The sequence below is a fragment of the Ruegeria sp. CH8 genome (assembly GCF_056536985.1).
On record NZ_JBQFQR010000041.1, the window covers coordinates 1 to 17,310 of the forward strand.

A 17,310-nucleotide genomic window follows, 5' to 3' on the forward strand; every position below is an offset into this window, starting at 1 on the left:
CTCACGGCTTTTATCCATGAGGTCAACATACCGGACCTCGTTCGCCCCGGAGAGCGACCGCCGCAATCACACCATGTCTTGGGGGGCTGTAATTCTTTGGCGCATCGGACCAGCGCAAACCATTGCGGTGAATGAAGATAATCCCGCTCAGCACTCTCTTGTCATCGACCCGTGGCCTGCCATGGCTCTTCGGAAGGTAAGGCCGGAGACGTTCCATCTTTTCGTCAGTCAGCCAGAAAAGGTCAGACATGTTCGCCGCTCATTTTTTCAGCGGTGAATCACGCAGCAATACGGAAATCAATGGGTTCTGAGCCTAACGATCACCGCCTGAGTAACTTCATCCACAGAAACGATATCAAACAACTTGAAGATGTCTTGGGCTACCTCTAAAGCGGGCAGGTAGCGACTGTGTTGCGCAGGTGTGCGGTGGTGTTTGGCATCAAGATCAGGGTGCTGGACTTAGCCAGGATGGAGATTCGATAGACCCCCTCCGATAAATGCACTAAACCGACCCAGGCAAAGAACTAGGTGAGCGAACGAATTTAAGAGGCGATATGAGATTTTCGCGCAATCTGGAGCAGCACATCGTGGTCGATACTGACCCCGTTCGCACGGCTCTTGTAAAGATTAATCAAAACAAATCGCGCCAGGTGTTTGTTGTCACGGCGTCAGGTATGTTGAAGGGGCTTTTGACAGACGGCGATTTTCGCCGCTGGATTGTCTCGCTGCCCGAAATCTCCATAGACCGTCCTGTATTGGAGGTGATGAACAGTTCATGTATCCGGGCTTCTGTCGGCGACAGCGCGTCCTATATTGAGAGCTTGTTCTCGCAAAAGATCACATCAATCCCACTTGTTGATGACAGCGAACGCCTGGTCGCGATTGCTTGGGGCGACGTTGGCACGATGCGCATGGGCGAGCGCGATATCGGCGAGGGTTGCCCCGCGTTCGTGATCGCCGAGATTGGGAACAACCATAACGGCGATATGGATTTGGCCAAGCATTTGGTGGATCTCGCCGCTCAGGCAGGGGCAGATTGTGCCAAGTTCCAATTGCGGGACTTTGCTTCGCTCTATGGCAAGGTAGGTGCGAACAAGACTGGTGATCTCGGCGCCGAATACACAGATGACCTGCTGCGAAAATACCAGCTGGCACCTGATCAGATGTTCGAGCTCCTCGACTACTCGCGTGAGCAAGGTCTGGTCCCGCTTTGTACGCCTTGGGAAGAGGAAAGCTTACGCCAGCTTGACGCTTACGGCGCGCCAGGTTTCAAGATTTCCTCGGCGGATATGACCAACCATACACTTCTGGCGGCGGCGGCGCAGACTGGTAAACCCTTGATTGTCTCCACCGGCATGTCCTTTGAGTATGAGGTCAAGGATTCTGTCGGGCTACTCAAGAACAAGGGTGCGGATTTTGCTCTGCTGCACTGCAACTCGGCCTATCCAGCACCAATGCAGGACGTGAACTTATCCTATCTGACGCGCCTGAAGGAGATCAGCGGCGGAATCATCGGGTATTCTGGCCATGAACGTGGTTACGAGGCCTGTATTGCGGCGGTCGCGATGGGTGCAAAGATCATTGAGAAACACTTCACCGTTGACCGTACGTTGGAGGGTAATGACCACCGTGTGAGCCTTCTGCCGCAGGAATTTGGTGACATGGTAAAGGCCATTCGCAACGTTGAAGACGCCATGGGCAACAATGAGGCGCGCAAGTTGTCTCAGGGTGAGCGGCTCAATCGAGAGGTGCTCGCAAAATCGCTTATGGCCAAACGTGAGCTCAAGGCAGGCCATGTTATCACACGCGGCGACATCGACATTAAGAGCCCGGGACAAGGGCTTCAGCCCTCACGTCTCGAAGACCTGATCGGTGCCACTCTCGCGCGCGATGTTGAAACGGGCACGCCGTTCTTTGAGGCTGATATCGCGGGACAAGGAATTGCTCCACGAGCCTACGCCTTTGACCGTCCCTGGGGCATTCCCGTACGCTACCATGATCTCGCGACACTGGTTGCAGCCGCGCCCGTGGATTTCGTTGAAATTCACTTTAGCTACCGAGATCTTGATCTCGATATCAACGATTACGCCTCTGAGCCTTTTGACTGTGGCCTCGCCGTACATGCACCGGAACTTTTTGAAGGTGATCACATTATGGACCTGGCCTCGCCGGATGAGGCCTATCGTGCCCGCTCCATCGATGAGCTGCGCCGCGTGGTCGATCAGACCAGAAAACTTAAACCGTTTTTTCCAAAGACGGAGTGCCCGGTAATCGTGATCAACGCCGGAGGATTTAGCGCTGATACGTTCTTAACCAATGAAGACCGGCCTGAGATGTATTTGCGCGTGGCAGACGCGTTGGCCGCTGTTGATGCAGATGGTGTCGAGATCATCATCCAGACCATGCCACCGTACCCTTGGCACTTTGGCGGCCAGCGATATCACAACCTCTTTGTGCGCCCGGACGAAATTAAAGACTTTTGTGAGCGTTACGGCACGCGATTGTGCTACGATGTATCGCATTCGAAATTGGCGTGTAATCAGCTTCATCTGTCGCTGCAAACGTTTACAGAAACGGTTGGGCCCTACTCAGCGCATCTGCATATCGTAGACGCGCGCGGGACCCGCGATGAAGGGTTGCAGATAGGGGAGGGCGAGATTGACTTTGTGGCGCTCGGGCGTGCTCTCGCAGCAACCTGCCCAGAGGCCACATTCATTCCCGAGATTTGGCAAGGCCACAAAAACGCGGGCAGAGGCTTTTGGGTCGCGCTCGATCGCCTCGAAAAGGCCTTCGCGCTGTGAGCGGGACGACAGCAAATTCCAATCGCGACATTCTCTGCGTGATCCCAGCGCGTGCGGGATCCAAGGGTATTCCGCGGAAGAACACCATAGAGTTTTCTGGCAAACCTCTCTTGGCTTGGACGATCGAGGCCGCTTTAGGAGCAGAGTCGGTTGGCCCCGTTATTGTCTCGACTGAGAGCGAGGAAACGGCTGGGATAGCGAAAGAATGGGGCGCCGACGTACCATTCTTGAGACCGGCTGAGCTTGCCCAGGACAATGTGCACGCCATTTATACCGTGCTACACACACTTAATTGGTACCAGGAGTCGAAGGGACATTTGCCGTTTGGGGTCATGATGCTGCTGCCAACGAGTCCTTTGCGCACTGTCCGGCATGTCGAAGAGGCTGCGCAATTGTTCTTGACCCAGGACGCTCCAGCGGTGATTGGCGTTACGGATTTGGGCAAACATATGACCAACCTGCGCTACATGAATGGCCATCTGCTCGAACGCGTCGCTTCCGACGTCTCGCCCAATCAGCAGCGTCAAGGCGTTGCATCGCTGTACGGAGTGACAGGCGCTATGTTTCTGGCGCGGAGCGACCTTTTGAAAGCAGAAGAAACCTTTCATTTGTCCGGTGCTCTGGGTTTCCCCATGAGCGCGCTTAGTGCTATTGACGTCAACACGCCGGAAGATCTCGCACTCGCACGCTGGGTCAAGAAAGCTGGCTGGTCGGACTTAGCATTGAGACCGTCAGATTAGGACCGCGTGCCTAGGAGAGTAAAGACACATCATGCCAAGACTACTGCACATCGGCATTCACAACTCAAAGAACAAAAACGCCGGGGACACGGTGCTCTTCCCCGTGGTGCGCGCGTTGTTCGAAGATCAAGTGCCGGATTGCACTTGGGATTATCGCCAGCTTTGGGATCCATTTACTTTGAATGATGCTAAAGTGGCTAACGAAGACTATGACGGCATTGTTATCGGAGGCGGCGGGCTTTTGCTGCGAGATCAGGCTGGTAGCGACACTTCCAATAGTGGTTGGCAATGGAATAGCGAGATTGCCGCAGTCGAAGCCCTGCGTGTGCCGGTGTATTTCTTTGCCGTGGGTTACAATCGGTTTCGCGGGCAGGAAGACTTTGATCCGGTCTTCGCCGAGCACATTGCGGCGACCCTGCGCGCGAGCGCGTTTTTCGGCTTGCGCAACCACGGCTCAATCGCTGCTGTCAAATCTTATGTGCCGACAAAGTTGGCAGAACGGATCTGCCTTCAGCAATGTCCGACCACGGTGATCTGGCAATTGTATCCGGATGCCCGGCAAGTCGTTGAAACACGACCCGCCAACAAAAGGCCGATCTTGACCCTTAATACCGCCTTCGACCGCGAAACCCTGCGGTTTGGTGAAACCAAAGTAGCCGCACTTGAGACTATCGCACGGTCAATGAAACGAGCCGAAGACAAAGGCTGGCAAATCCAGTTGGTGGCGCACAAGACCAAGGATCTCGAGGTCGCGCCTTACCTCGTCGAAAAGGGTGTTGCTTTTGACACATTCGACTTGACCGAGGCCGGCTACAGGGATGTGATCGACTACTATACCCAGCCTGACCTAGTGGTGGGTATGCGCGGTCATGCGCAGATGATCCCTTTTGGCATGCGCTGTCCGATCTTTTCGATCATCAGCCATAACAAGATGCGCTTTTTCCTGGATGATATTGGCCACCCGGAATGGGGTCACGATATCGGCGACCCACAGTTTTCCGAGACCCTCGATGCCTTCATAGATCAGGCCGCATGTAACCCGGCGTCCTTGAGGCAGTCCGTAGCCGAAGCCCAGACTTTGTGTTGGGAGCGTTCGCTCGCTAATATGCAGACTATCGCCCGTTCTCTGGCGACTTAAACCGAAAGAGCCCCGACTATGAAACACCCTCTGATGGTGCAGCTGGAGCGCAGTAAATGTGTCTCGCAGGACAGATTGAAGCCGTTCTTCCCTCAAGTCCGCGACCACGATGACATCGCCGTTTTGATCGATCCCGTGACCCAAGTGATTGTTCTCTCGCGCTTCGATCACATCGATATCCAATACTACATTGACCGCAATGAGACCAATGGCACAATCGTGCAGGACTTGGTTATCAAGACGCCGAAGATGGAGGACAATGCCCGCCGTAGCAATGTCTTTAAACCCTATATCAAAGGCAAGCACTGGCTCGATTTCGGCAGTGGACTAGGTGGCATGCTGGATGAGATGGCAGGTGCCGCTGAAAGTGCCGTTGGTCTTGAGCCCAACGAGGAACGGGCGCATTTTTGCCGCTCCAAGGGCCACGAAATTGTGGGAAGCATCGAAGACATCGCGGACAATTCACTTGATTGCATCACGGTATTTCACACCTTTGAACACCTAACTGATCCAATCGGCACGGCTGAGGACCTCAGACGTAAGCTGCGCCCGGGTGGGACCCTTATCTGCGAAGTTCCGCACGCTCGTGACGCCCTGATCCATACCTACGATTGTGACGCGTTCAAGAAATTCACTTTTTGGAGCGAGCATCTGGTGCTGCATACGCGCCAGAGCCTTGCAAGTCTGCTGAGATGCGCAGGTTTCAACAACATCGAAGTGAGCGGCCTGCAACGCTATCCGCTTGCCAATCATCTGTATTGGCTCGCAAAAGGTGCCCCTGGCGGTCAAGCGCACTGGAGTTTCTTAGTGTCTGAGGCACTCGATCATGAATACGAAGCCCAGCTCTCTAAAATAGACCGAACCGATACGATCTTTGCTATATGTCAAGCATAGTTTGCGACAGTGAGCGGCGTGTATGACTGCTGACGCTAAAGTATAACTCATCATGAAAAGCATATTGCCGACTGTTATTCTGTCAGTTTGCTTGAAGGCCAACGCACAACTGGGATACATATCCTCGCAAACCCGAACAAGATATCGAGTATGACCACCTTAATCCACACTGGTACTTTTGATGTTGAAAACTACGGCGACTTGCTGTTTCCGGAAATCGTATTCCAACATTTTCCGCAAGCTAATATAAGCCATGTCAGCCCAGCAGGATCACCTCAAGTATGGGGAGACACGAGGCCGTGCCATGCGCTTTTGGACATAGCCCGAGAGCCCGCGCATGCCGTGATAGTTGGCGGTGGTAATATCATCCACGCAAAGCGAACGCTTTTGTCGTCTTATCGCGCGGCGAACACCGAACTGGTCGGTTACGCTGATCTTTGGGCGGTTGTCGCACTCGCGGCACCACATGAAATGCCCGTGGTGTGGAACGCGCCCGGTGTCGCAGAACAATTCGCACCAGAAGTCTTGCCATTGGTTCAGGAAGCCCTCCGTAGAACCCGGTATATTTCCGTTCGAGATGACGAGAGCCGCACCTATCTTTTGGAAGCAGTCCCCGAACTCGATGTCACTGTCGTGCCTGACAGTGCCTGGGATCTACCCTCCATTTTCAGTTCTGACCAGTTGGACAAGGCAAAGGTTGCAGCACTAACGCGGCTCGGTGCAAACCCAGAAGAACCTTATTTGGTGTTCCACCTAAACAAGCGTTATTTGCAAGATATCCCGGTTACGCAGCTTTGTGAAGAAATAGACGGCCTGTGCGGGCATCTCTCACTTAGGCCTCTACTTATTGGGATTGGACCCTGTCACGACGATGACAAAACGGCCAACGAAATCGCGGCGCAATTAGCCACCAAACCAATTGTCATGGACCGCCCCAATAGTATTCGCGAAGTCGCTGGTTTGATAGCAGGCTCAGAGGGCTATATCGGCTCCTCCATGCATGGCTATATCACCGCTGCGGCATTTGGTGTTCCTGCTTTGGTGATCGCATCAGGCAAACATAAGTTTCAGGGCGTGGTCCGATTAACGGGCGCTCCTGAGACTCTTCAGAACACGTGGACTGGCGCGCGTGAAAAATTTCTGTCCTATGACACCGAGGCTTTAAGCGAAAGGTTCAGAAAGGCTCAATTCAAAGCGTCGCAAGAACTCTCCCAGCATTGGGCGACAATCAAAGCCATTGTGACCCAGGCGGAAAATCAAGCCTCTCCCACTGTACTGAACTTAGAAAAGACATGGGAGGCCAGGGCCGGCGTTTTGTCGGCACAACTGCGAGAAATATATTCCCGCGCACCGAAATCAGGTAAGTCACCGAATGTCCCGACGCGTGTTTCACCTGATCACCTGCGTGACGAAAAGGAACCTGAGAAGAAGAAACCCAAACCTGCTGATGATCACCTGCGTGACGAAAAGAAACCAAAGAAGAAAAAACGAAAACCTGCCGAAAAGGGCTTCTTTGCTGTGGCCAAATCCCTCTTCAAATGAGGGTTTTTAAAAGGACCGCGAGACGTTGAAAAAACGGATCTACCTTCCTATAGAAATTCAGAACCGAGAATTCGATGTACGGCTTGATCTAGCTGCAAAAATGCTCGCCAAAGATTGGGAAGTTATCCTGGGGCGGTTTAACGATGTTGTGAATCTTGCTCATCAGTTGGGAGGCGGAGTTTTATTTTATAAAGCTCATAGCGACTCCGTCATCGAGAAAAAACTCATGCCAGCAAAGAAGGCTGGGACGCGTCTCGTTTGCTTAGATGAAGAAGGTTTGATTTTCCCGTCATCGCAGTGGTATTTGCGTCATCGCATCGGTACTGGTGAATTTCTTGACCAGATCGATGCAATCTTTACCTGGGGCCCGCTGCAACACAATATTCTTGCATCTACATTTCCGCAAATCTCGACCAAATTGCATATGACAGGCAATGCTCGCATCCACCCGTCGCCCCGCAGCAAAGATAGAAAACGCGATGTGATTCTGATTAATACCAATTTCGGACCCGCGAATTTGTCGAAGACCATTCGCGAGACCTATATCGAAATGGTCGAGAAACAGAGAACTGAGACAGGGCTCGAAGATCGTCGTTTCCTCGAAAGCCGTCAGGAATACTATGGCGCGTTAATCGAGCACTACGTCGCCTTCATACGGGATTTGGCGACACAGAATATTCAGCGCGGTAAGCCATTTAAGATTGTTCTACGACCTCATCCGATCGAAGACATGTTGTTTTGGGAAGACGCTATGTTTGATTTGGATGTCAAGGTTGAAACTAAGCGACCCACGACGGCATTTTTTCCATCCTGCCACTGCATGATCCATACGGGCTGCACAACTGCGATTGAAGGCTTCATGGCAGGCGTGCCCGTTTTGCGGTATAACCCGATCTATCCGCAGAACAACACCCAGGAATCTATTATTCCAAACGCCATTTCGCAGGACATTACAAATGCTTCTCAAGTATTTGACATCTCCCCAAAAAAACGAGATGTAGCCGAAAGTCTTTCGGACTACATCTTTTTTGGAGAAAACTCTCCCAGCAACATTCAAGCAGACATCATTGATAACCTAGATGTCACCATGGGCAAACCTGTGCCAAACATGGGTTCAGTCGATGCGTTCTCCGACCATCTGGATGTTTTGCAGTCAAAGTGCATTGCCACGTATCCTCAGATGGCAAAGCGTTTCTTGGAGTCCAAAACCTTCGCGAAACGGCGCGCGCAGCTTCACCGCTGGCCCTTATTGGCGAAACGAGATCTCAAGAGTCGAAGCCCCCGCCCCGTGACTGTGAAGAAAGTAAAGCCTCAAGTCTTTCTTCTACAGAATTGATTTCCGCTCGAGCCTGGTTCATCAGTCACTCAGTCGATCGAGGTGGGATTTGTACCGGTAAGCTACGACCCATAAGGCAACACAGGAGGGCAGACCTTCCGGACTTGTCTTCCTTCGGGCTTTCCACGAGGCAGAGAATCTCTCTGTACACTAAATGTCTTCGTTTTTTTGTCAGAGCCTCCCCATTTTGGGATCGTTTCATTTATTGGACTTTAATTATACCCTTGGCGATACTGAAACACCTGCTAGAAAGTCGTTCTTGAAAATTAGCACAATTTGTGGGGAGAAAGCTAACAGCTATGGAACTGGTGCCTCTTGCCATCCCGGATATTCGGTTGATCACGCCACGCCGCTTTGGCGATGATCGTGGTTTCTTTGAAGAGATTTATAACCAGATCAGCTTTGCCCGCCACGGGATCGAAACGGTGTTTGTGCAGGACAACCACTCGGTTTCGAAGGCTGTGGGAACTGTGCGGGGCTTGCATTTTCAGTCGCCTCCACGTGCTCAGGCCAAGCTGGTGCGCTGCGGACGTGGGCGGCTGTTTGATGTGGCCGTTGATATCCGTAAGGGCTCACCCAGTTTTGGTCAGTGGGTTGGAGCAGAGTTGAGCTTTGAGAATGGCCGAATGCTTTTGGTTCCTGCCGGGTTCGCCCATGGGTTCGTAACGCTCGAGCCGGATACCGAGATCGTCTATAAATGTTCCGATACCTACGCACCGGAAACGGAAGGTGCGGTTCGCTGGGATGATCCCGATATTGGAATCGAGTGGCCGCTATATGGGGCTGAGCCGCGCCTATCAAAAAAGGATAAGGTGGCCCCGCTTTTGCGCGACCTGGACACCCCTTTTGCATTCGAGGCTGACCCATGAAAATCCTTGTAACCGGTGGAGCTGGATTTATAGGCTCTGCTGTTATTCGACGGGCAATCTCTGACGGGCATGAGATCGTCAACGTTGACTCTCTTACCTACGCGGCCTGTCTGGACAATGTGGCCCCGGTCAAGGGCGCTCCAGGATACAGTTTCGAGAGAGCTGATATCCGTGATGCCGATGCGATGGCGGCCATTCTAGACCAGCACCGCCCCGACGCAATCATGCATTTGGCTGCCGAAAGCCATGTTGACCGCTCAATCGACGGTCCTGCGGCGTTTATCGAAACCAATTTGCTCGGAACCTATGTGCTGCTTGAGGCCGCGCGCGCCTATTGGGCCATGGCAGGGCGGCCCGAAACCTTCCGCTTTCATCATATTTCGACTGACGAGGTTTTCGGCTCGCTTGGTGAGACCGGGTTGTTCACCGAAGATAGCCCATATCAACCCAATTCACCCTATTCGGCATCCAAAGCCGGGTCGGATCACTTAGTGCGGGCCTGGCGCGAAACCTATGGCCTGCCAACGGTTTTGACCAATTGTTCGAACAACTACGGCCCTTATCAGTTTCCCGAAAAACTAATCCCGGTGGTGATTCTGAACGCGTTGGCGGGCAAACCCATTCCGATCTACGGGGCAGGGGACAACATTCGGGACTGGCTGCATGTTGAAGACCATGCCGAGGCTCTGCTGTTGGTTTTGCAGCATGGTGAAACGGGGCGCAGCTACAATATTGGCGGCGAGAATGAGATGACCAACCTGGATTTGGTCAAGATGCTCTGCGCCATTCTGGACCGGTTGAAACCCGCAGCAGCGCCGTACGCCGATCAGATAACATTTGTCACCGATCGACCGGGACATGACAGCCGGTATGCGATCGACCCGACGCGCATCCGGACCGAACTGAACTGGCGCCCATCCTATACTCCAGAAACCGGGTTAGAGCAGACGGTGCAGTGGTATCTGGATAATGGCGACTGGTTGCATGCCCTGCAAACGCGCAGCGGAGTGGGTCAGCGCCTGGGGACTGCAGGATGAAGGTGCTGGTTTTTGGCCATAGCGGCCAAGTGGCAACCGAATTGCGTCGGCGCGCCCAGTCGCACGGTGTTTCGGTTATAGCGCTGGACCGCAACGCCGCTGATCTTTCCGACCCGGACGCTTGCGCCCAACTTGTGACCCAGACCGACGCGCAAGTGGTAATCAATGCTGCGGCCTATACAGCCGTTGATCAGGCCGAGGACGAACCTGATCTGGCCCAACGGGTCAACGGCGACGCCCCCGGAGCGATGGCCCGGGCCGCAGCAAAGCGCGGCCTGCCGTTTCTTCATATCTCCACGGATTACGTCTTTGACGGGTCCGGCACACACCCGTGGACCTCACTAGATCCTACGGCTCCTTTTGGTGTTTACGGCCGCTCAAAGCTGAACGGCGAAACTCAGGTAATCGAGGCAGGAGGCTGGCATGCCATTTTGCGCACGAGTTGGGTTTTTTCCGCTCATGGTCGGAATTTCGTCAAGACCATCCTGCGGCTGGCTCAAAATCGTGACCATTTGAAAATCGTGGCCGATCAGATCGGTGGGCCAACCCCGGCGGCCAATATTGCCGACACCCTTCTGGTCATTGCCAAAACCGGTACTACCAAAGCAGGGGGGCTATTTCACTACTCTGGAACACCCAATACCAGCTGGGCCGGTTTTGCGGGCGAAATTGTTCAACAGGCGGGTTTGGATGTTCAGATTCAGGGAATCCCAACCAGCGATTATCCGACTTCGGCCCCCAGACCTTTGAACTCAAGACTAGATTGCACGCGGCTGGCTGATATTTTCAACATCCCGCAGCCTGATTGGAAAACGGGTTTGAGCCATGTTCTGGCCGAGCTTGCAGTGGGCGGCGACTGAAATTCTGAGAGGAAAATTTATGCAGCGAAAAGGCATTATCATGGCCGGAGGGTCCGGGACCCGGCTTTATCCGATCACTATGGCGATCTCAAAGCAGTTGCTGCCCATATACGACAAACCCATGATCTTTTACCCCTTAAGCGTTCTGATGCTGTCCAATATTCGTGACATCGCGATTATCACGACGCCACAGGACCAGGATCAGTTCCAAAGACTGCTGGGGGACGGCAGCCAATACGGCCTGTCGCTGACATGGATTACACAACCCTCGCCCGACGGGCTGGCGCAGGCCTATACTCTGGCTGAGGATTTCCTAGACGGTGCGCCGTCTGCCATGATTCTGGGTGACAACATCTTCTTCGGCCACGGTCTGCCCGACCTATTGCGCGCGGCGGACGTGCAGAACAAGGGTAGCACGGTCTTTGCCTATCGCGTTTCCGACCCCGAACGTTACGGTGTGGTGGATTTCGAGGGCAAAAAGGCGCGCGCTATCATCGAAAAACCCAAAGTTCCGCCCTCACATTATGCGGTGACTGGCCTGTATTTTCTGGATGGTGACGCCCCCGCGCGCGCGCGTCAGGTGCAACCCTCGGCACGCGGTGAGTTGGAGATCACATCGCTGTTGGAAATGTACCTGAAAGAAGGGTTGCTGAACGTAGAGACAATGGGGCGCGGTTTTGCTTGGCTGGATACGGGTACGCATGGGTCTTTGCTGGATGCAGGTAACTTTGTGCGCACCCTGACCGACCGGCAGGGTATGCAAACCGGAAGCCCGGATGAAATCGCTTGGGCAAACGGCTGGATCGACGACGAAGCCCTGAGCAAACGGGCACAACTGTTCGCAAAATCCTCATACGGTGAGTATCTCGAACTGCTGCTGGATTGAGTTTGGGGGGCTTGTGGATGTACCGTGGCTCCCTCATTCATAACAAGAGTCTGCTGGTCTGGTTTTCAGTTTCTTCGTCGTCGTTTTAGCCAAGCGCGCCGGGTGCGGAGGCCTCAAGTCGCTCAAGCGTCCAGCGCGCTTTAAGCGGCGTTTGATTTCCGAGCGATACGTGAGGCCTGACGTTGTTATGGCGTTTCCGAGGTGCTGATCGTCCAATCTTTCTCCTGGAAGGCATCTCTGGCAATAGAACGAATTTCCAGCAGTATTGGATTTTGTTGCGTTCCGCGCACAGCGTTCCTTATCCGTTGCTCGCCGTACAGCGAACGGAGTTGGACCTGCCCATTCTCCGTAAGTTGCTTTCTTTGTTCAGAGGAATAGCTCTTCGTTTTGGCATGGTAAACGAAACAGTCTATCGCCACGGCGCACAAAAAACCCGCATCCTGCGCGCGAAGATTCAAATCGTTTTCCTCACCATACCCTTTTGGAAATCGGACCTCATCGAAGAGGCCCACAGTCTCCAAAACAGTCCGTTTGACGGCAAGGCAAAATCCGTTGATTTGCTCAACGACCGGATACGTGAATGGAGCTGCTATTTCAGCGCAGAACTTGTTAATTGATTGCAGTGTCTCAGGATCCGATTTGACTAGGTTTGGAGACGCATTCGGACCCGGCATATCAGGAATGGATTGCCATCCACCCGCATTGGAGAGCGGCCCCGCGATTCCAATGTTCGGGTGTGCGTGTAGACAATTATGTATCTTACTGATCCAGTCTCCCACAACGATCGTGTCGCTGTTCAGAAGAATAATTGTATCACGGTCGCTCTGTCGCATACCCTCGTTAGCAGCCCTACAAAACCCACTCCCTTTGTCACGGCGGATTAAAAGTACACGATCTAGGTCATTAGACGCGATGGATTCGCAGAGTTCCTTTGTTTTGGCTTCCGACCCATCGTCGACAATGATCAGGCGATCTTCGGCCGAGAGTGTAGGTAAAACGGATTCCAGACAAAGTTTCACGTCATCAAAGCTGTTGTGAACACAGACGATAACATCCGCTGACGTCTTGCTTGTGGGGGTGCGCATCAGATTTTGTCCGTTTTTGCGTAATGTTTCGTTCGAAAGAATTCGGCGGAATGATCAATGGTTTCAGTGAACGGGGCAAACTTAATCTCAGGGACTTCTGCCATAGCCAGCGGCAGAGACAATTGATCTCGCTTAGATCCTTTCGACAGCAAACCCCACCATGTGGCGAACATTTTCTGCACGGGTAAAGATGATGGACGCAGAACCATTGCCATTGTCTCGTACAGATTATCCGCCGGTTTTTTAGATGAAAAATCGATGCGAGCAAGATGCTCGGCGAGTTCTATCGCATTCTCCTTGCCAAGCTGAGCACATGCTGCAGCTTCTGAAATCACGCTGTTTCGAGAAGAGTGCTTGAAAGCTGCAAAGTCGAATGTTTTATCACCAATTCCCGCAATAATGGACTGCGGATCTCGACAAAGGAGTACGTTCCCGTCCACCCAAAGAACCCATTCGAAATTACCAAAGAAAACTGGGAGACAAAGCTTTATAAAACGCGCCCGACGACGCGGGTCGATATGGTGATATGGCGAATGAACTTGTTGCCAGCCGGAAAGCGACTCAATTTTCTTTTCTGAGAATACGAAAAACTCCGCCGTGCTTTTCCAAGCTGGATCAAACGGCATCAGATTATCATAGTCACCGAAGATGGCTGTGACGACAGCGATTTTCTTCCCACTCGAATTTGTAATTTTGAAGGGGTCCAATGCTTGGCTGTCATCGGGAGACAACGCACGTTCCCCTCTGCAACCGATTTTTATCCCGCATCGAACCAAGTACTCCAAACCCCAAGCAGAAAGCGACTTCCCATCTTCTCCTGCAAGGGCGCTATTGGGTGCAAATGCAAATTTTCGCCCCTCATCACAATAGTGATCGAAACAAGACTGTGTTTGACTAAGGTTATGTGTTTGCGCGTACCAAATGGGATCCAAATTTGCGTTTATTGCATCAGTTTCAGTTCGCCAACGACCGTCGGACGAAGTCGTACTTTCGTTCAGATAACGACCGAATTTATTATATTCGTATGCACGTCTTGTCTTCCGATCCGCAAAAAAAATTTTGAAAGACGTCGAGATTGAGTCGCCCTCAATTATTTGCAAGCGCCGACGGATTGATTTCGACAGTCCCATAATGCCTCCTAGATTCAACCTACGGTCCTATCCTTCTGTTGGCAGAAAAATCAACCCAGAATCTGTTGCTAACGGATGTGTCTCAAGTTTTTGGGACGACCAGAGTTGGCGACTTACTGGACGCACCTTTCCTGCGATCTCGGCAAATAGACGAAAACCAGACGTCGTGGTGCTGGCGAATTGCCGCTTGCGGGTCATGTTGGCGACCTCGATGCTGTCAAAAGTGGCCGAGGCGGATCCGAATGATTTGAACCCACACATGTGCAGGATGCGACGCTTGATGAACCGGCGATCCTGCTCGATCATGTTGTTCAAATACTTGGACCTGACTGTTTGGATTTTGGCTGGGCAGCCAAACCGAGTAAGTATTTTGTCACTTCTCGAATGCCCGCCGCGTTGAGCCCACTTTCGTCGATGACGATCTTGCACGGTAGACCGTTCACCTCAAGTGCGCGGGCAAAAATCTTCGTCGCAGCGACTTTATTCCGACGCTCGGACAACATGAAATCAAGGATATTTCCAGTTTTGTCTACGGCCCGATAGAGGTACATCCATTTGCCGCGAAAACGAATATATGTCTCGTCCATGCGCCAGGAACTCAGCATTGGGCGTTTCTTCGATTGCGCTCTCGTAGCAATCAACGGCGAACACTTCACAACCCACCTGTTGCGAGTCGCGTGGTCAACGCGAACACCGCGTTTGGCCATTATCTCTTCCAAAGCACGATAGGAAACCGTGTGCCGCAGGTAGGAGTACACAGCGTACAAAACCGCGTCCCCTGCGAAATGGCAACCTTTCAAGGAAATCATGCTGAAACCTGTTGGAAAACACTACGCGGACAACAAACGTCGGAATCTGCAGGCTCGTCGGCATGGTTGAAGGGTTCTGAAGGTGTAGACATAGCGCTCGGGTGTTTAGGTCTTTCCCTGAACGATCCGGTCCAGAACCATAGCGCACATCAAAATTGCCAGCCCGGCCAGAATTCCCTGTCCTACTGCAGCGTATTGCAAAGCGCTCAGAACGTCCTCGCCCAGTCCTTTCGCTCCAATCAGCGAGGCGATCACCACCATCGACAAACACATCAACAAAGTCTGATTGACGCCGGTCATGATCGATGGTGTGGCCAAGGGCAAATCCACTTTGAAGAGCAAAAAAACGCTTGCTGGCTCCATAGGCCGTGGCGGCCTCACGTATATCTGGGGGAACGCCGGCGATTCCCAAGGCTGTCAGGCGAATAACCGGTGGCATGCCAAAAACTAAGGTCGCAATAATTCCGGGCGGTTTTCCGATGCCGAAAAAAGCGATCACAGGGATTGGGTAAACAAAGGCAGGCATGGTCTGCATGAAGTCCAATATCGGCCGAACCATTGCATAGACTTTGGGTTTGCGTCCGCACCAAGGTCGATTTTCCGGACACCGACAGGCCCATCACGCAAAAAATCTCGCCTCTTTGTACGCTCAGATTGGCATCTGAAACGCCCAGCACACATTTTATAAGTACTGAGTATGGTAGGTTTGGACATGCCATCACGGGCTGCGGCCAGAGCTTCATTGGCGCGCGCTCCGAAAATTTTCTACACGCCGCTCAGCTCGACTACGGTGTCTTTGGCCATTCTGATCCTTCCTGACTGACCCAGACCGAGGCAAAAGGGGCGGAAAACCGCCCCCCAGCAAGATTACTGGATCATCCAGCCCGCAATTTTATCGGCATTTTCTTTGGCCCAAGCCGAAGTCACGTCGGCAGGCTCTGCCCCATTCACAATCTCCAAAGACTAGGCGTTCACGTCCTCGGCGGTCAACTGAATGTTGTTGAGAAGAGGCACCAACGCGGGCTGACGTTCCGCAAGGTTCGCCGACCAGCTGATATGTACCGTCATATCGGCGTAAGCAGAGGCTACACTGGGCTTCGCCTGCCAGTCCGGATCTTCGGCTGGCTGAACCATAACAAAGTTTGTCGGGTCGTGAGGCGGCTCTTCGAGCAACCGGATATCGTATGTGGCGAAATTCTGATGCGGACCGTAACAATATCCTACCCAAGGTTTACCTGCCTTGGAGGCGGCATCCAGGCCTGCCGTTGCAACAGCTTCGTCCGTTGATTGAAGTTCGAAAAAGTCGGCGAAGCCATAGTCCCGGGCGCGAATTGTCTCGGTATTGGTCGATTGCCAGCCCTGCGGCCCGATCCAGACCTCTCCTTTACCGTCGCCATTGGTGTCGAACAAGTCAGCGTTTGCCGGGTTGGCCAGATCATACACGGACTTGATCCCATGCTCGTCCATCGCGACACCTGTCACGCAATATCCTTGAATTGCGCTGAAAGGTTTGTCGGTTAGGGCAACGGATTCTTCTTGATCGATTTATTTGTCCGCCAGACCGGATTGGTTCGGCAACCAGGTTTCGGTCCAGATATCGATCTCGCCGTCGCCTCGGGCCATCGCTTCCCAAACAACAGGCACGGCAGTTGTTGTGACCATATCGACCTCCAACCCCAGTGCCTCTTCCATGATTGCTTTGACCGCATATGCGGTCGCTCGACCTGAAGCGTAGTTAGGATCGGGAATAACCACATCAGCGGCGATGGCTGCCATTGGGGCAAAACGCGAAACAGCGACAGAAAAGGGCATGACTTTGCGTTTCACGTGTCGGTTCCTCCTGTTTAGGATAACCAGCAGCCTTGCCTAGAAGCGGCGCATTGTATCGACTTTTTACACACCAGTAGCAAAAGTAATAAATTGCATTAAAGGGAGACGTGGTAATGTGGACTCCCATTCACATTTCTGAAGGCATTGGCGCGTGTAAATCGGCGGTTTTTCAGAAAAGGTTCAAGTTTTTTCCCGGAAAAATTGTGGAATTACTTCTGCAATATCGCTTTGAGTGAGATTGTCTGACAGAACCCTTTAGAACCGATTTATGATCTGTCTGTATTTTAGCGCCTTTGGCGAACACAGATCGTGTGGGTAGTCCGCACCATTTCAATTGGCCCGGTACACGGTGC

General features: G+C 52.7%; 12 protein-coding genes and 5 pseudogenes. 10 read left to right on the forward strand and 7 right to left on the reverse strand.

The window, feature by feature from the left end:
* Nucleotides 1-76: 76 nt before the first annotated feature.
* Nucleotides 77-250, reverse strand: a pseudogene (locus tag ACR0ER_RS24115) (transposase); the annotation flags it as partial.
* Between the two features lie 304 nt (nucleotides 251-554).
* On the opposite strand from ACR0ER_RS24115, the gene ACR0ER_RS24120 reads away from it, so the two are divergent.
* The 10 genes from ACR0ER_RS24120 to rfbA all read left to right on the forward strand — a co-directional run bounded on the left by ACR0ER_RS24120 (nucleotide 555) and on the right by rfbA (nucleotide 12,103).
* Nucleotides 555-2,801, forward strand: coding sequence for an N-acetylneuraminate synthase family protein (locus ACR0ER_RS24120; protein ID WP_480771064.1), 2,247 nt, complete (start codon nucleotides 555-557; stop codon nucleotides 2,799-2,801).
* Complete coding sequence (locus ACR0ER_RS24125) at nucleotides 2,798-3,541, forward strand: acylneuraminate cytidylyltransferase family protein (RefSeq protein WP_480771065.1); 744 nt, start codon at nucleotides 2,798-2,800, stop codon at nucleotides 3,539-3,541. The genes ACR0ER_RS24120 and ACR0ER_RS24125 overlap by 4 nt, the downstream gene beginning before the upstream one ends.
* A 31-nt stretch (nucleotides 3,542-3,572) precedes the next feature.
* The gene (locus ACR0ER_RS24130) at nucleotides 3,573-4,679 is read left to right on the forward strand and encodes a polysaccharide pyruvyl transferase family protein (RefSeq protein WP_480771066.1); all 1,107 of its coding nucleotides are present in this window, start codon (nucleotides 3,573-3,575) and stop codon (nucleotides 4,677-4,679) included.
* Between the two features lie 18 nt (nucleotides 4,680-4,697).
* Nucleotides 4,698-5,573 (forward strand): class I SAM-dependent methyltransferase, encoded by an 876-nt coding sequence (locus ACR0ER_RS24135; protein ID WP_480771067.1) that lies wholly within the window; start codon nucleotides 4,698-4,700, stop codon nucleotides 5,571-5,573.
* Nucleotides 5,574-5,723: 150 nt separating this feature from the next.
* A complete protein-coding gene (locus ACR0ER_RS24140) occupies nucleotides 5,724-7,115 on the forward strand; it encodes a polysaccharide pyruvyl transferase family protein (protein WP_480771068.1) in 1,392 nt (463 codons plus the stop codon).
* 25 nt (nucleotides 7,116-7,140) lie between these two features.
* The gene (locus tag ACR0ER_RS24145; protein ID WP_480771069.1) at nucleotides 7,141-8,451 is read left to right on the forward strand and encodes a surface carbohydrate biosynthesis protein; all 1,311 of its coding nucleotides are present in this window, start codon (nucleotides 7,141-7,143) and stop codon (nucleotides 8,449-8,451) included.
* Between the two features lie 299 nt (nucleotides 8,452-8,750).
* Nucleotides 8,751-9,320: a dTDP-4-dehydrorhamnose 3,5-epimerase gene (gene rfbC / locus ACR0ER_RS24150; protein ID WP_480771070.1), complete on the forward strand. Its 570-nt coding sequence runs from the start codon at nucleotides 8,751-8,753 to the stop codon at nucleotides 9,318-9,320.
* Nucleotides 9,317-10,357 carry a dTDP-glucose 4,6-dehydratase gene (gene rfbB, locus ACR0ER_RS24155; RefSeq protein WP_480771071.1) on the forward strand — a complete coding sequence of 347 codons (1,041 nt, stop codon included), beginning with the start codon at nucleotides 9,317-9,319 and terminating at the stop codon, nucleotides 10,355-10,357. Before rfbC ends, rfbB begins: the two co-directional genes overlap by 4 nt.
* On the forward strand, nucleotides 10,354-11,217 hold the full coding sequence (rfbD, locus tag ACR0ER_RS24160) for a dTDP-4-dehydrorhamnose reductase (RefSeq protein WP_480771072.1): 864 nt from the start codon (nucleotides 10,354-10,356) through the stop codon (nucleotides 11,215-11,217). Before rfbB ends, rfbD begins: the two co-directional genes overlap by 4 nt.
* Nucleotides 11,218-11,236: 19 nt before the next feature.
* A complete protein-coding gene (gene rfbA / locus ACR0ER_RS24165) occupies nucleotides 11,237-12,103 on the forward strand; it encodes a glucose-1-phosphate thymidylyltransferase RfbA (RefSeq protein ID WP_170337013.1) in 867 nt (288 codons plus the stop codon).
* 85 nt (nucleotides 12,104-12,188) lie between these two features.
* On the opposite strand, the pseudogene ACR0ER_RS24170 reads toward rfbA, so the two are convergent.
* From ACR0ER_RS24170 to ACR0ER_RS24195, 6 genes and pseudogenes are all read right to left on the reverse strand, one after another.
* Nucleotides 12,189-12,332: pseudogene (locus ACR0ER_RS24170) on the reverse strand (IS3 family transposase); the annotation flags it as partial.
* Nucleotides 12,289-13,188, reverse strand: coding sequence for a glycosyltransferase (locus tag ACR0ER_RS24175; RefSeq protein WP_480771073.1), 900 nt, complete (start codon nucleotides 13,186-13,188; stop codon nucleotides 12,289-12,291). The pseudogene ACR0ER_RS24170 and the gene ACR0ER_RS24175, both read right to left, overlap by 44 nt.
* Nucleotides 13,188-14,318, reverse strand: coding sequence for a glycosyltransferase domain-containing protein (locus ACR0ER_RS24180; protein WP_480771074.1), 1,131 nt, complete (start codon nucleotides 14,316-14,318; stop codon nucleotides 13,188-13,190). The genes ACR0ER_RS24175 and ACR0ER_RS24180 overlap by 1 nt, the downstream gene beginning before the upstream one ends.
* A 129-nt stretch (nucleotides 14,319-14,447) precedes the next feature.
* Nucleotides 14,448-15,127, reverse strand: a pseudogene (locus tag ACR0ER_RS24185) (IS6 family transposase); the annotation flags it as partial.
* Nucleotides 15,128-15,232: 105 nt separating this feature from the next.
* A pseudogene (locus tag ACR0ER_RS24190) lies at nucleotides 15,233-15,692 on the reverse strand (ABC transporter permease); the annotation flags it as partial.
* Between the two features lie 398 nt (nucleotides 15,693-16,090).
* A pseudogene (locus tag ACR0ER_RS24195) lies at nucleotides 16,091-16,939 on the reverse strand (glycine betaine ABC transporter substrate-binding protein).
* Between the last annotated feature and the right edge of the window lie 371 nt (nucleotides 16,940-17,310).

Excerpts from the sequence above, each read along its gene's own strand:
- ACR0ER_RS24130 (WP_480771066.1), top strand. The coding sequence starts at position 3,573 with ATGCCAAGACTACTGCACATCGGCATTCACAACTCAAAGAACAAAAAC.
- ACR0ER_RS24180 (WP_480771074.1), bottom strand. The coding sequence starts at position 14,318 with ATGGGACTGTCGAAATCAATCCGTCGGCGCTTGCAAATAATTGAGGGC.
- rfbB (WP_480771071.1), top strand. The coding sequence starts at position 9,317 with ATGAAAATCCTTGTAACCGGTGGAGCTGGATTTATAGGCTCTGCTGTT.
- ACR0ER_RS24140 (WP_480771068.1), top strand. The coding sequence starts at position 5,724 with ATGACCACCTTAATCCACACTGGTACTTTTGATGTTGAAAACTACGGC.
- ACR0ER_RS24135 (WP_480771067.1), top strand. The coding sequence starts at position 4,698 with ATGAAACACCCTCTGATGGTGCAGCTGGAGCGCAGTAAATGTGTCTCG.
- ACR0ER_RS24175 (WP_480771073.1), bottom strand. The coding sequence starts at position 13,188 with ATGCGCACCCCCACAAGCAAGACGTCAGCGGATGTTATCGTCTGTGTT.
- rfbC (WP_480771070.1), top strand. The coding sequence starts at position 8,751 with ATGGAACTGGTGCCTCTTGCCATCCCGGATATTCGGTTGATCACGCCA.
- rfbD (WP_480771072.1), top strand. The coding sequence starts at position 10,354 with ATGAAGGTGCTGGTTTTTGGCCATAGCGGCCAAGTGGCAACCGAATTG.
- ACR0ER_RS24120 (WP_480771064.1), top strand. The coding sequence starts at position 555 with ATGAGATTTTCGCGCAATCTGGAGCAGCACATCGTGGTCGATACTGAC.
- rfbA (WP_170337013.1), top strand. The coding sequence starts at position 11,237 with ATGCAGCGAAAAGGCATTATCATGGCCGGAGGGTCCGGGACCCGGCTT.